This window comes from Streptomyces sp. Mut1 (genome assembly GCF_030719295.1).
GTDB lineage: Bacteria > Actinomycetota > Actinomycetes > Streptomycetales > Streptomycetaceae > Streptomyces > Streptomyces castrisilvae.
Genome location: NZ_CP120997.1, coordinates 5,914,966 through 5,928,592 on the forward strand (window position 1 = coordinate 5,914,966; position 13,627 = coordinate 5,928,592).

Annotated in this window: 13 protein-coding genes; 11 read left to right on the forward strand and 2 right to left on the reverse strand. The window is 72.8% G+C overall.

Annotated features, from left to right (window positions below):
- Positions 1-96 precede the first annotated feature (96 nt).
- The 8 genes from P8A18_RS25805 (at position 97) to P8A18_RS25840 (ending at position 5,861) form a co-directional block, all read left to right on the forward strand.
- Positions 97-897, forward strand: coding sequence for a helix-turn-helix domain-containing protein (locus tag P8A18_RS25805; RefSeq protein ID WP_018551567.1), 801 nt, complete (start codon positions 97-99; stop codon positions 895-897).
- 134 nt (positions 898-1,031) lie between these two features.
- Positions 1,032-2,510 carry a 30S ribosomal protein S12 methylthiotransferase RimO gene (gene rimO / locus P8A18_RS25810; RefSeq protein WP_026249596.1) on the forward strand — a complete coding sequence of 493 codons (1,479 nt, stop codon included), beginning with the start codon at positions 1,032-1,034 and terminating at the stop codon, positions 2,508-2,510.
- On the forward strand, positions 2,507-3,223 hold the full coding sequence (gene pgsA / locus P8A18_RS25815; RefSeq protein WP_306058102.1) for a CDP-diacylglycerol--glycerol-3-phosphate 3-phosphatidyltransferase: 717 nt from the start codon (positions 2,507-2,509) through the stop codon (positions 3,221-3,223). The genes rimO and pgsA overlap by 4 nt, the downstream gene beginning before the upstream one ends.
- Positions 3,220-3,729: a CinA family protein gene (locus P8A18_RS25820; protein WP_306058104.1), complete on the forward strand. Its 510-nt coding sequence runs from the start codon at positions 3,220-3,222 to the stop codon at positions 3,727-3,729. Before pgsA ends, P8A18_RS25820 begins: the two co-directional genes overlap by 4 nt.
- Before the next feature lie 109 nt (positions 3,730-3,838).
- On the forward strand, positions 3,839-4,222 hold the full coding sequence (locus P8A18_RS25825; protein ID WP_018105285.1) for a helix-turn-helix domain-containing protein: 384 nt from the start codon (positions 3,839-3,841) through the stop codon (positions 4,220-4,222).
- Positions 4,223-4,591: 369 nt separating this feature from the next.
- Positions 4,592-5,065, forward strand: coding sequence for a Dps family protein (locus tag P8A18_RS25830; RefSeq protein ID WP_306058109.1), 474 nt, complete (start codon positions 4,592-4,594; stop codon positions 5,063-5,065).
- A gap of 55 nt (positions 5,066-5,120) precedes the next feature.
- A complete protein-coding gene (locus P8A18_RS25835) occupies positions 5,121-5,315 on the forward strand; it encodes a CsbD family protein (protein ID WP_306058111.1) in 195 nt (64 codons plus the stop codon).
- A 279-nt stretch (positions 5,316-5,594) separates the two neighbouring features.
- Positions 5,595-5,861 carry a hypothetical protein gene (locus P8A18_RS25840; RefSeq protein WP_018551561.1) on the forward strand — a complete coding sequence of 89 codons (267 nt, stop codon included), beginning with the start codon at positions 5,595-5,597 and terminating at the stop codon, positions 5,859-5,861.
- Here P8A18_RS25840 and P8A18_RS25845 read toward each other — a convergent pair.
- Both P8A18_RS25845 and P8A18_RS25850 read right to left on the reverse strand, forming a co-directional pair.
- Positions 5,854-6,684, reverse strand: a complete 831-nt coding sequence (locus P8A18_RS25845; RefSeq protein WP_306058113.1) for a DNA-formamidopyrimidine glycosylase family protein — start codon at positions 6,682-6,684, stop codon at positions 5,854-5,856. The genes P8A18_RS25840 and P8A18_RS25845 overlap by 8 nt on opposite strands.
- Positions 6,685-6,851: 167 nt before the next feature.
- The gene (locus P8A18_RS25850) at positions 6,852-11,516 is read right to left on the reverse strand and encodes an Lhr family helicase (RefSeq protein WP_306058115.1); all 4,665 of its coding nucleotides are present in this window, start codon (positions 11,514-11,516) and stop codon (positions 6,852-6,854) included.
- A gap of 101 nt (positions 11,517-11,617) precedes the next feature.
- Between P8A18_RS25850 and P8A18_RS25855 the strand changes: the two genes are divergently transcribed.
- Genes P8A18_RS25855 through P8A18_RS25865 form a run of 3 tightly spaced genes read left to right on the forward strand, consistent with a single transcriptional unit; the run spans position 11,618 to position 13,597 of the window.
- Complete coding sequence (locus tag P8A18_RS25855; RefSeq protein WP_306058117.1) at positions 11,618-12,481, forward strand: AraC family transcriptional regulator; 864 nt, start codon at positions 11,618-11,620, stop codon at positions 12,479-12,481.
- A gap of 10 nt (positions 12,482-12,491) precedes the next feature.
- Positions 12,492-13,295 (forward strand): AzlC family ABC transporter permease, encoded by an 804-nt coding sequence (locus P8A18_RS25860; RefSeq protein WP_306058119.1) that lies wholly within the window; start codon positions 12,492-12,494, stop codon positions 13,293-13,295.
- Positions 13,292-13,597, forward strand: coding sequence for an AzlD domain-containing protein (locus tag P8A18_RS25865; protein WP_018551556.1), 306 nt, complete (start codon positions 13,292-13,294; stop codon positions 13,595-13,597). The genes P8A18_RS25860 and P8A18_RS25865 overlap by 4 nt, the downstream gene beginning before the upstream one ends.
- Positions 13,598-13,627: the final 30 nt, after the last annotated feature.

Genomic DNA, 13,627 nt, shown 5'->3' on the forward strand with positions numbered 1-13,627 from the left:
ATGGCGTACAAAGTCCTCCCGCCCGGTTGCCCCTCCCTTTCGTACCCCCCCTAGACTGAACACCCAGCAGGTGGCTCACGCTCGAAAGGCGCCCCCGTGTCCATCGGCAACTCCCCCGAAGACGACCGCCCTTCGATCGGTCGAGTGCTTCAGCAGGCTCGTATCGCCGCAGGTCTCACGGTCGAAGAGGTCAGCACGTCCACCCGGGTGCGCATCCCCATCGTGCACGCGATCGAGCAGGACGACTTCTCCCGCTGTGGCGGCGACGTGTACGCCCGCGGCCACATCCGAACGCTGGCGCGTGCCGTCGGCACCGACCCCGAGCCGCTGGTCACGCAGTACGACGCCGAGCACGGCGGCCGTCCCGCGCCCACCCCGGCGGCACCGCTGTTCGAGGCCGAGCGCATCCGTTCCGAACCCCGCCGGCCCAACTGGACGGCGGCCATGGTCGCGGCGATCGTCGCCGTGGTCGGCTTCGTCGGCTTCACCTTCTTCAAGGGCGGTGACGAATCCTCGACCGCCGGCCGTGTCGCCGAGGGGCCGACGTCCGACAAGATCGCCCCGAAGCCCTCCGCCAGCAAGGCCGCCGACCCCAAGCCGGCCCCCTCCGACAGCGCGATCGCCGCGGCGCCCCAGGACAAGGTCACGGTCAAGCTCAGCGCCACCCAGGGCAAGAGCTGGATCTCGGCCAAGGACCACAACGGCCGGTCCCTCTTCGACGGAACCCTTCAGCAGGGCGAGTCGAAGACCTTCCAGGACAAGGAGCGCGTCGACCTGGTCCTCGGCAACGCCGGATCGATAGAGCTGTTCGTCAACGGCAAGAAGGTTGAGGACCAGTTCCAGCCCGGACAGGTCGAGCGGCTCTCCTACACCAAGGGCGACCCCGAGGTCGGCTGACCGCCCACCCCGGAAACCACGCGGCGCGGCGAGCGCCCGGCCCTCGTGCCGGGCGCTCGCCGTCTTTGTCACTCCGGGTGACGGACGAACCCTGCGCGGCGGGGGCAGTGCCGGGACAAAGTAGTCTTGAGTCCATGCCCGAACGCCGTACCGTCGCCCTTGTCACTCTTGGCTGCGCCCGTAACGAGGTGGACTCGGAGGAGCTCGCAGGCCGCTTGGCAGCGGACGGCTGGGAGCTCGTCGAGGATGCCTCCGATGCCGATGTCGCCGTGGTCAACACCTGTGGGTTCGTCGAAGCCGCCAAGAAGGACTCCGTCGATGCCCTGCTCGAAGCCAATGATCTGAAGGACCACGGCCGCACCCAGGCCGTCGTCGCCGTCGGCTGCATGGCCGAGCGCTACGGCAAGGACCTCGCCGAGGCCCTGCCCGAGGCGGACGGAGTCCTTGGTTTCGACGACTACACGGACATCTCCGACCGCCTCCAGACCATCCTCAACGGCGGCATCCACGCCTCCCACACCCCCCGCGACCGCCGCAAGCTGCTGCCGATCAGCCCGGCCGAGCGGCAGGACGCCGCGGTCTCCCTGCCCGGCCACGCGCAGGAGGCCGCTCCCGCCCCCGCCGACCTCCCGGAAGGCGTCGCCCCGGTCTCGGGGCCGCGCGCGCCGCTGCGCCGGCGGCTGGGCACCAGCCCCGTCGCCTCGGTCAAGCTGGCCTCCGGCTGCGACCGCCGCTGCTCCTTCTGCGCCATCCCGTCCTTCCGCGGTTCCTTCATCTCCCGGCGCCCCTCCGACGTGCTGGGCGAGACCCGCTGGCTGGCCGAGCAGGGCGTCAAGGAGGTCATGCTCGTCTCCGAGAACAACACCTCGTACGGCAAGGACCTCGGTGACATCCGTCTCCTGGAGACGCTGCTGCCCGAGCTCGCGGACGTCGACGGCATCGAGCGCATCCGGGTCAGCTACCTCCAGCCCGCCGAGATGCGGCCCGGCCTGATCGACGTCCTCACCTCGACGCCCAAGGTCGCGCCCTACTTCGACCTGTCCTTCCAGCACTCGGCCCCCGGCGTGCTGCGGGCGATGCGCCGCTTCGGCGACACCGACCGCTTCCTGGAGCTGCTGGAGACCATCCGGGGCAAGGCACCGCAGGCGGGTGCCCGCTCCAACTTCATCGTGGGCTTCCCCGGCGAGACCGAGGACGATCTCGCGGAGCTGGAACGGTTCCTCACCGGGGCGCGCCTCGACGCCATCGGCGTCTTCGGCTACTCCGACGAGGAGGGCACCGAAGCCGTCGGTTACGAGAACAAGCTGGACGCCGACGTCATCGCCGAGCGGCTCGCACACATTTCGCAGCTCGCCGAGGAGCTGACCTCGCAGCGGGCCGAGGAGCGCCTCGGGGAATCCCTCCAGGTGCTGGTCGAGTCCGTCGAACCCACCGAGGACGAGCCGCGCGCCATCGGCCGCGCCGCGCACCAGGCACCCGAAACGGATGGGCAGGTGCTCTTCACCACACGCGAGGGCCTCGTCCCGGGCCGTATGGTCGAGGCAAAGGTGGTGGGCACCGAAGGCGTGGACCTGATCGCCGAGTGCAGTGAGCTTGTGGAGGTAGCCAGATGACCGGAGTCCCGGCATCCGCGGCGGGCGGCTCCGGCTCGACGCCGGTCCGTGGCGGAAAGCTGGGCGCCGCTGCGGTCAATCAGGCCAGTCTGTGGAACGTCGCCAATCTCCTGACGATGGCCCGGCTCGTGCTCGTCCCCGGTTTCGTGGTGCTGCTGCTCCACAACGGCGGGTACGACCCGGCCTGGCGTTCCTTCGCCTGGGCGGCCTTCGCCGTCGCGATGATCACCGACCTGTTCGACGGGCATCTGGCCCGCACGTACAACCTGGTCACGGACTTCGGGAAGATCGCCGACCCGATAGCGGACAAGGCGATCATGGGTGCGGCGCTGATCTGTCTGTCGTATCTCGGCGATCTGCCCTGGTGGGTCACGGGCGTGATCCTCTTCCGCGAGCTCGGCATCACGCTGATGCGGTTCTGGGTGATCCGGCACGGGGTCATTCCGGCCAGTCGCGGCGGCAAGATGAAGACGCTGGCGCAGGGCACGGCGGTCGGGATGTATGTGCTGGCCCTGACCGGGCCGCTGGCCACCCTCCGCTTCTGGGTGATGGCGGTGGCCGTCGTGCTGACCGTCGTCACCGGTCTCGACTACGTCAGGCAGGCCGTGGTGCTCCGGCGCCAGGGGCTGGCGGCGGAGCGTGCGGCCGAGGGCGCGCCCGACGGCACGGAGCCGGTCGCCGGGGCCCGTGACGCGGCGGAGGCCGAGCGGTGAGTGCCGCGGGCCGGGTGCTGCGGCTGCTCGTCGCGCGAGGGGAGACCCTCGCCGTCGCGGAGTCGCTGACCGGCGGTCTGGTCGCGGCCGAACTCACGTCCGTGCCCGGTGCCTCACAGGCGTTCCGGGGGTCCGTCACGGCTTACGCGACCCCCCTGAAGAGTGAAGTCCTGGGGGTGGACGCGGCTCTCCTCGCGGAGCGCGGGGCGGTGGACGCCGAGGTCGCGCGCCAGATGGCAGCGGGCGCCCGCCGGGTTCTGGGCGCAGACTGGGGAGTGGCGACGACCGGAGTCGCCGGCCCCGAGCCGCAGGACGGTCAACCCGTCGGAACCGTCTTCGTCGCGGTCAGCGGCCCGCGGGGCAGCGGGAAAGTGGCCGCACTGCGGTTGAACGGTGACCGGGCGGACATTCGTAAAGAGAGCGTACGAAGCGCGCTCGACCTGCTCTCAGGCGAACTCCATGAGAATGCGAGCGCACAGGATACGGAAGAGAACGGGGGGAATTGATGTTTGCAGCCCTGAGTGAACACGACATCGCTCCCCGCACGGCCGCAGCGCTAGGCGGTACGGTGGGGCGTGAAGGATGCGGCTACGCGGTCCGAGGAGGGAGCCACCGATGATTCTGCTCCGTCGCCTGCTGGGTGACGTGCTGCGTCGGCAGCGCCAGCGCCAAGGCCGTACTCTGCGCGAAGTCTCCTCGTCCGCCCGAGTTTCGCTCGGCTATCTCTCCGAGGTGGAGCGGGGGCAGAAGGAGGCATCCTCCGAACTGCTCTCCGCCATTTGCGACGCGCTTGACGTACGGATGTCCGAGCTCATGCGTGAAGTGAGCGATGAGCTGTCCCTGGCCGAACTGGCCGAGTCGGCAGCAGCCAGCGATCCGGTACCTGTACCGGTGCGCCCCATGCTCAACTCCGTCTCTGTTACTTCGGTGGCGGGGGTACCGACGGGGCGGGTGACCATCAAGGCGCCCGCGGAAGCGGTGGACGTCGTCGCCGCCTGATCCGATCGGTTCGGTGTGAAGCCGGAGCCCCGGTTCTCCCCCTCGTGGGGCGGACCGGGGCTTTGGCATGCCTGGTGCGATGCGATGCGGTGCGGTGCTGTGTGGTGCGATGCGGTGCGATGCGGTGCGGTGCGGTGCGGTGCTGTGTGGTGCGATGCGGTGCGATGCGGTGCTGTGTGGTGCGTCCGGCGGGCCGTGCCGGACTTTCGCGCGCGGTGTGTCAGTGGGGCGATGGGGGGCAGGTGCGTGGATGAGACCGAGGAACAATCCGGTGCGATCCCGTACAGAGACTTCCTCGAATGACCGTTTTGCTTCGTTTGTGCCATCGTGGTGGTGCTGAACGGAACGGATTCCAGATCGGAGACGTGCATGTCTGTGGTGAAGAGCCCGCTGTCCGAGACCGACCTCAAAACTGTCGGGGATGCGCTCCAGGGCGCGCTGGTGGACCTCCTCGACCTGTCTCTGGTGGCCAAGCAGGTGCACTGGAACGTGGTCGGGCCGCGCTTCAGGTCCGTGCACCTCCAGCTCGACGACGTCGTCGACACCGCTCGCCAGCACTCCGACACGGTCGCCGAACGGGCCTCCGCGCTCGGTGTGAACCCGGACGGGCGAGCCGCGACGGTCGCCAGGAGCACGGCCATCGAATCCGGCTCGTCCGAGGGCTGGATCAAGGACGTGGACGCGGTCAAGACCCTGATCGACGCCCTCGGCGTGGTCATCGGGCGGATGCGGGAGCGGATCGAGGCGACCGAGACCCCGGACCCGGTCAGCCAGGACATCCTGATCACGCTGACCGCCGATCTCGAAAAGCACGCGTGGATGTTCCAGGCCGAGAACGCCTGAACGACACCGCGGTGCCCCGTGCGGGCACCGGTTCTCTCCAATGGAGGAGTGACCCATGAATGACGGAAGCGCGAAGGACAAGATCACCGGCAAGGCGAAGGAAGCCATGGGCAAGATGACCGGCGACCGTCGCAAGGAGGCCGAGGGCAAGACCGACCAGGCGAAGGGCAAGGCCAAGGGCACCATGGACGACGCCCGCGACCGGGCGGACGGCGTCAAGGACTCCCTCACCGGCGACGACAAGGACTGACCTGTCCGAGGAGAGCCCCCACCGTGCGCGGTGGGGGCTCCGCTCTGGGCAGGGGCCCCCGCCCCGCTTCGGGCAGGCATTCGCTTGGGCGGGGTGCCGGTCCGTGCCGGTGTGAGGCGGGCGCGGGCGCTGGGCGCGACGAGTGTGCGGGTGCTTGTGCCGGGGAGCCGCCCGGTGGGACGGCGGTGGTGCGCGCCCGCCCCGCGCGCGCCGGTGGTGCACCGGTGCGCTCTCGCCCGGGTGAGCGGGGCGGACTAGGTTCGGCCGGAGGAGGCAGCCATGGTGCGGCGATGGGTGCCGGCGCTCGTTCTCTGCGGTGTGTGGTGGTGGGCCGTGCTGCGGCTGGTCCTGGAGCCGGCGCACGCCGGGCTGGTCGAGGGAGCGGTGGCGGCGGGTGGATGGGGGCTGAGCCTTCTGCCGGTGCATGTGGCGGCGACCGCGAGGCCCATGGGCATCTTCGACGCCGGGACGGGGCTGCTGCGGCGCGGCACGGCATGGGCGCGCGGGGCGGTGGGCCGGTACTGGCGGCGGCGGCCGGTCAAGTAGGGGTCGGGCCGGTCTGGCAGCGGGGGCACCAGTAGGCGGGGCGGCCGTCCTGCTCGGCCTCCCGGATCGGTGTTCCGCAGCGCAGGCAGGGACGGCGGGTCCGGCCGTAGACCCAGAGGTTCTCACTCGGACGGCGGGTGCGGGGCCCTCTGTCCCGTGCGGTACGGGGACGGGCGCCGACGGTCGTGACGCGGTGGGGGCGGTCGCGGTTGGCGTCCAGGAGCTGCCGGGCCGTGGTGACCAGGAGGACTGCGGTCGGGGCGGGCAGCTCGCCGACGGGGAGCCAGGGCGTGGCGCGGGCCAGGAAGCAGAGCTCTGCCTTGTAGATGTTCCCGATGCCGGCCAGGTTGCGTTGGTCGAGCAGGGCCTCGCCGAGGGGGCGGGCGGGGTCCCCGAGCAGGTTGCGCAGCGCCGTGTCGGCGTCCCAGTCCGGCCCCAGCAGGTCGGGGCCGAGGTGGCCGACTGCCTGTTCCTCGTCCCGGGTGCGCAGGAGTTCGAGGACCGGGAGGCGGTAGCCGACGGCAGTGTGTGCCTCGTTGCCCAGGACGGCCCGGATCTGGTGGCCCGGGCCGCCGCGCCAACGCTCGCCCGGGGCGTAGACGCGCCAGGCTCCGTCCATCCGCAGGTGGCTGTGCAGGGTGAGGCCGCCCTCGATGCGGGTCAGCAGGTGCTTGCCCCGCGCGGAGCAGTCCAGGACGGCCCGGCCGGTGAGGTCGGCGGTGGCGAACCGGGGGACGCGGAGGTCGGACGTGGTGAGGACACGGCCGGCGAGCGCGCTGTGCAGCCGTTTCGCGGTCTGCAGGACGGTGTCTCCTTCGGGCATGCCTCCATGATGCGGCGGGGCGCGGGCGGGGCGGGCGCTCCCGGCGCGGTGCGCAGTTCGCGGGGCGGTCGCGGGTGGTGGTTGGACGGCAGGGGTGGGGCCGTCTGGGCGGGGCCGTCTGTACGTTGCCCCGACCGGCGCGGCGGTGCAGCTACGCGGTGGCGCGGCTACGCGGCGCGGAGGCGGAGGCCCCTCGGGGTGGCCAGGAAGCCGGCGGCCTCCAGCGTGCGGCCCAGGGGGGAGGTGAGGGACGAGGCGCCGTTGGTGCGCTCGACGGTCACCGTGCCCAGGGCCCCGGCACGGGCGGCCGACGCCAGCGCCCCGGCCGCCGCCCGGAGCGCCGGATCGTCCGGATCGGTCGGCCAGGCCAGCAGGGTCTTGCCGCCGCGCTCCATGTACAGCGTCAGCTCGCCGTCGACCAGGACGACGAGCGAGCCCGCCTTGCGGCCCGGCTTGTGCCCGGCACCGTCCGGCGGCTCCGGCCACGGCAGGGCGGCGCCGTAGGCATTGGCCGGGTCGGCCGCCGCCAGGACGAGGGCGCGGGGGTCCGCGCCGGGCTCCGTACGGTCGCGGGCGGTGGAGACCGCACGCAGCCGGTCGACCGCGCCGTCCATCGCGAACTGCGCGGCCCCCAGCCCCTCCACGACATAGCCGCGGCGCGCCTGCCCGTTGTCCTCGAAGGCCGACAGCACGCGGTACGCCGCCGAGAAGCCGCCCTCGACCCCCTCGGCCTGGACCGCGCCCCGGGTCACCACCCCGTGCCGGTCCAGCAGGGTGCGGGCCAGGGCGTGGGCCCGGTGCGTGGGGTCGGGCTCGGCTGCCGGGAGCAGGGACCAGCGGCCGGAGACCGTCGGGGGGCCGGTGCGCGAGGTGGGCCGCGCCGCCGCCGTCAGCGTGCCGTAACGGCCGCGGGGCACATTGCGCCGGGCACGATGCGCGGTCGACCCTGCCGTGCGGCCCGAGCCGAGGAGGGAGCGCAGCGGTGCCAGGGTGTCGTTGGTGAGCCGGCCCGACCAGGCGAGGTCCCACACGGCGTCCGCCAGCTGCGGATCGGTGCAGTCCGGGTGGGTGGTGGCGCGGACCAGGTCGGCGATCTGGCGGAAGAAGAGGCCGTACCCGCCGCCGAGGGCGGTCAGCACGGACTCGTGCAGCGCGCTCAGTTCGAGAGGGCGGGGCGGGGGCAGGAGGAGGGGCGCGCTGTCGGCCAGGTAGAGGGAGAGCCAGCCGTCCTTTCCGGGCAGGGCACCCGCCCCGGCCCACACGACCTCGCCCGTGGTCGTCAGCTCGTCCAGGAGCGCGGGCGAGTAGCCGGTGACGCGGCTGGGAAGGACGAGCCGCTCCAGCGCCGAGGCGGGGACCGGCGCGCCCTGGAGCTGCTCGATGGCGCGGGCCAGACCGTCGATGCCGCGCAGGCTGTTGCCGCCGAGGTGCTGCCACTGGGGCAGGAATCCGGCGAGGGCGGCGGGCGGGACCGGCTCCAGCTCGTGCCGGAGCGCGGCCAGCGACCGGCGCCGCAGCCGCCGTAGCACCGTGGCGTCGCACCACTCCTGGCCGATGCCGGCGGGGTGGAATTCGCCCTGGACGATCCGGCCCGTGGCCGCGAGCCGTTGCAGCGCGCCGTCGGTGACGGCCGTGCCGAGGCCGAACCGGGCCGCGGCCGCGGTGGAGGTGAACGGGCCGTGCGTACGGGCGTAGCGGGCGAGGAGGTCGCCGAGGGGGTCCTTCACCGGTTCGGTGAACGCTTCGGGGACGCCGACCGGGAGCGCCGTGCCCAGGGCGTCGCGCAGCCGGCCCGCGTCCTCGATCGCCGCCCAGTGGCCCGTGCCGGCGATCCGGACCCGGATGGCGCGGCGGGCCGACTCCAGCTCCCCTGCCCAGGCGGGTTCGGCCCCGCGCTCGGCCAGCTCGTCGTCGGTGAGCGGGCCGAGGACCCGCAGCAGATCCGCGACGCCCTCGACGTCCTTGATCCGGCGGTCGTCCGCCAGCCACTGGAGCTCCCGCTCCAGCTCCGTCAGGACGTCGGCGTCGAGCAGCTCGCGCAGCTCCGCCCGGCCCAGCAGCTCGGCCAGCAGCCGGGAGTCGAGGGAGAGCGCGGCGGCGCGCCGTTCGGCGAGGGGTGAGTCGCCCTCGTACAGGAACTGGGCGACGTACCCGAACAGGAGCGAGCGGGCGAAGGGGGAGGGCTCCGGGGTGGTGACCTCGACGAGACGGATGCGCCGGGCCTCCAGGTCGCCCATCACCTCCGTGAGGCCGGGGACGTCGAAGACGTCCTGGAGGCACTCGCGGACCGCTTCGAGAACGATGGGGAAGGAGCCGAACTCGGAGGCCACCTGGAGGAGCTGGGCGGCCCGCTGGCGCTGCTGCCAGAGCGGGGTGCGTTTGCCGGGGCTGCGGCGGGGGAGCAGCAGTGCCCTGGCCGCGCACTCGCGGAACCGTGAGGCGAACAGGGCGGAACCGCCGACCTGGTCGGTGACGATCTGCGCGATCTCGCCCTTGTCGAAGGAGACGTCGGCGGCACCCACCGGGGGCTGGTCGCTGTCGAAGGCGGTGTTGGCCGGGGCGAGCGGTTCCGGGGCTCCCTGGCCGGGGTCCTGCGCCGGGTCGAAGTCGAGGAGGTCCAGGCCCATCATGTCGGCGTCGGGCAGCCTCAGCACGATGCCGTCGTCGGCATGCATGACCTGCGCGTCCATCCCGTACCGCTCGGCGAGCCGGGCGCTGAGCGCCAGCGCCCACGGGGCGTGCACCTGGGCGCCGAACGGGGAGTGCACGACGACGCGCCAGTCGCCCAGCTCGTCGCGGAAGCGCTCCACCAGGATCGTCCGGTCGTCCGGCACATGGCCACAGGCCCGGCGCTGCTCGTCCAGATACGCCAGGACGTTGTCCACGGCCCAGGTGTCGAGGCCCGCGGCGAGCAGGCGGTCGCGCGCGTCCTGTGAGGACAGCCCGCCGAGCTCACGCAGGAAGGCCCCCAGGGCGCGACCCAGCTCCAGGGGCCGGCCCAGCTGGTCGCCCTTCCAGAAGGGCAGCCGCCCGGGGACGCCGGGCGCGGGCGAGACGAGGACCCGGTCGCGGGTGATGTCCTCGATCCGCCAGGAGGTGGTACCCAGCGTGAACACATCGCCGGCCCGGGACTCGTACACCATCTCCTCGTCCAGCTCCCCGACCCGGCCGCCGCCCTTCTTGGGGTCGGCGCCGGCGAGGAAGACCCCGAACAGCCCCCGGTCGGGGATGGTCCCGCCGGAGGTGACGGCGAGGCGCTGGGCGCCGGGGCGGCCCGTGACCGTACCGGCGACGCGGTCCCAGACGACGCGGGGCCGCAGCTCCGCGAAGGCGTCGGACGGGTAGCGGCCGGCGAGCATGTCGAGCACCGCGGTGAACGCCGACTCGGGGAGCGAGGCGAAGGGGGCGGCCCGGCGGGCCACCGCGAGCAGGTCGTCCACCTGCCAGCTGTCCAGGGCGACCATCGCGACCAGCTGCTGGGCCAGCACGTCCAGCGGATTGGAGGGGATGCGCAGCGCCTCGATGGAGCCCGTGCGCATCCGCTCGGTGACCACGGCCGCCTGCACCAGGTCGCCTCGGTACTTCGGGAAGACGACGCCGGTGGAGACCGCGCCCACCTGATGGCCGGCGCGGCCGACCCGTTGCAGCCCGGAGGCGACCGAGGGCGGCGACTCGACCTGGATCACCAGGTCGACCGCGCCCATGTCGATGCCCAGCTCCAGACTGGACGTGGCGACCACCGCGGGCAGCCGGCCCGCCTTGAGGTCCTCCTCGACCTGGGCGCGCTGTTCCTTGGAGACCGATCCGTGGTGGGCTCGGGCGAGCAGGGCGGGGGCGCCCTTGGCGGCGCCGGACTCCGCCATGATCTCCGCGGGGGAGTGGGCCTCCGGCATGGTCTCGCCGGTGGCCCGCTCGTAGGCGATCTCGTTGAGCCGGTTGCACAGGCGCTCCGCCAGGCGGCGGGAGTTGGCGAAGACGATGGTGGAGCGGTGCGCCTGGACGAGATCGGCGATCCGCTCCTCCACATGCGGCCAGATCGACGGCTTCTCGGCCTGCCCGGAGGAGTCGTCGGTGGCGGGGGAGCCGCCGAGCTCGCCCAGGTCCTCGACCGGCACGACCACGGACAGGTCGAACTGTTTGCTGGACGGCGGCTGGACGATCTCCACCTTGCGCTGCGGGGAGAGGAAGCGCGCCACCTCGTCGACCGGCCGGACCGTGGCCGAAAGGCCGATCCGCCGGGCCGGCCGGGGCAGCAGCTCGTCCAGGCGCTCCAGGGACACGGCGAGATGGGCACCCCGCTTGGTGCCCGCCACCGCGTGCACCTCGTCCAAAATCACCGTCTCGATGCCGGCCAGCGCCTCCCGGGCCGAGGAGGTCAGCATCAGGAACAGCGATTCGGGCGTCGTGATGAGGATGTCCGGCGGCCGGTTCGCCATCGAGCGGCGCTCGGCGGCGGGTGTGTCACCCGATCTGATGCCCACCCGCACCTCGGGCTCGGGCAGGCCCTGGCGCACGGACTCCTGGCGGATGCCGGTCAGGGGCGAGCGGAGATTGCGCTCCACGTCTACCGCGAGCGCCTTGAGCGGCGACACGTACAGCACGCGGCAGCGCTTCTTCGCCTCGGCGGGCGGCGGCACGGCGGCGAGCCGGTCCAGCGCGGCGAGGAAGGCGGCCAGTGTCTTGCCCGAGCCGGTCGGCGCGACGACCAGCACGTCCGATCCCTCGCCGATCGCCCGCCAGGCGCCTTCCTGCGCGGCGGTGGGCGCGCTGAAGGCCCCCGTGAACCAACTGCGGGTCGCGGGGGAGAAGGAATCGAGTGCGGAGCCGGTCATGTTCCCCATCGTGCACCCCACCACTGACAACGGCCGTGACAACCGCTGAGCGGGCGGCACCATCAGCGGCCGGACCGCCCGCGAGCTGCGAGAATCCGAGCATGGCAGGAGCACAGCAACCGGCGGAGTGGGCGCGGCACTGGAGTTACGCGGAGCTGCCCGACCTCGACCTGCTGCGCGCCCGCTACATCCGCCACACCTTCCCGCGCCACAGCCACGAGGGCTATGTCTTCGCCACCATCAGCCACGGGGTCGAGGACATCGGGACACCTTCCGGGACCGTGCACGCGGGCCCCGGCACCGTCGTCATGATCAATCCGGAGGTGCCGCACACCGCTCGGGCCAGCGTCCCCGAGGGCTGGGTGTACGCCACGCTCTACCCGTCCGTGGAGGTGGTCAACGCCATCGCCGCCGATACGACGAACCTGCGCGGCACCGTCGGCTTCACCGAGACCGGGGTCGCCGATCCGCACGCCGCCCGGCTCATAGGCGAGGTCCACCGGGCTGCGGAGGAGGGCAACGCACTGGCCGCCGACAGCATGCTGCGCGTCGCCGTCACCCACCTGCTCACCCGGCACGGCAGCGCCTTCCCCACCCCCGCGCCCCGGGCGGCGGGGGCGCGCGACGCGGCGCGCGCCCGGAGCCTCCTGGAGTCGCGGATGGCCGCCCCGCCCACTCTGGAGGCGCTGGCGACCGAGCTGGGCACCAGCCCCTTCGCCCTGCTGCGCGCGTTCAAGAAGCAGTACGGCATGCCCCCGCACACCTGGCTCACCGACGCCCGGGTACGGCGTGCGCGCCGGATGCTCGACGCGGGTACGGCACCGGCGATCGCGGCCGCCGAGGTCGGCTTCACCGACCAGCCGCATCTCAACCGTCACTTCACCCGGATCGTGGGTGTGCCACCCGGCGCCTACCAGCGCGAACGCGCAAGAACGTACAAGACCGGTCCTGAACCGTCCCGGTAGCGTTCCGGATGTGGCAGAAAAGACAGCACACCTTCGCACTACCGCCGAACCGGCCTCCGGCAGCACGCTCGCCGCCGGGACCAAGCCGGACGCGGCCGTCGTACGGGACGCGCTCGGCGTCGGCGTAGCCGTCGGCCTCTCCGGCTTCGCCTTCGGGGTCACCTCGGCGGGCTCGGGCCTGAGCCTGCTCCAGACCTGCGCGCTCAGCCTGCTCGTCTTCACCGGCGCCTCCCAGTTCGCCCTGGTCGGCGCGCTCGCCGCAGGCGGCAACCCGTACACCGCGGCCGCCGGCGCCTTCTTCCTCGGCGTACGCAACGCCTTCTACGGTCTGCGCCTGTCACAGCTCCTCGCCCTGCCGCGCGCCCTGCGCCCGCTCGCCGCCCAGTGGGTCATCGACGAGACGACCGCCGTGACCCTGCCCCAGCCCACCCGCCGGGCGGCGCGGATCGGGTTCACCGTGACCGGGCTCACCCTCTACGTGCTGTGGAACCTGACGACGCTGCTGGGCGCCCTGGGGGCCGAGGCGCTCGGTGACACCGACGCCTGGGGACTGGACGCGGCCAGCCCCGCCGTGTTCCTCGCGCTGCTCGCCCCGATGCTGAAGTCCACGACCGAGCGCGTCACCGCGGGGCTCGCCGTTCTGCTCGCCCTCGGCCTGCTGCCGGTGCTGCCCGCGGGGGTGCCCGTTCTGCTGTCCGCGCTCGCCGCGCCCGTCGTCCTGTTCCTGATGGGGCGCGCCAAGGGCGGCGACGCCGGAGCGGGAACGACCGGAACGAAGGACGCGGGCCCGGCCCGTACGGAGGAGGACCGATGAACGTCTGGATCGCCATCGCGCTGACCGCCGTCGGCTGCTACCTCGCCAAGCTGCTCGGCCTCCTGGTGCCCGCCGGCGCCCTGGAGCGCCCCCTCGTCCAGCGCCTCGCCGCGCTGCTGCCGGTGGCCCTGCTGGCCGCCCTCACCGCCCAGCAGACCTTCGGCGACGGACAGCACCTGACGCTGGACGCCAGGGCCGCGGGGCTCGCGGCGGCGGCGCTCGCCCTCGTCCTGCGCGCCCCCTTCCTGGTCGTGGTGGGCGCGGCGGTCGCCGTCACCGCGGGCGTGCGCGCGCTGGGGTAGCCCGGGACGGGGGATACGCAAGAGGCGCGG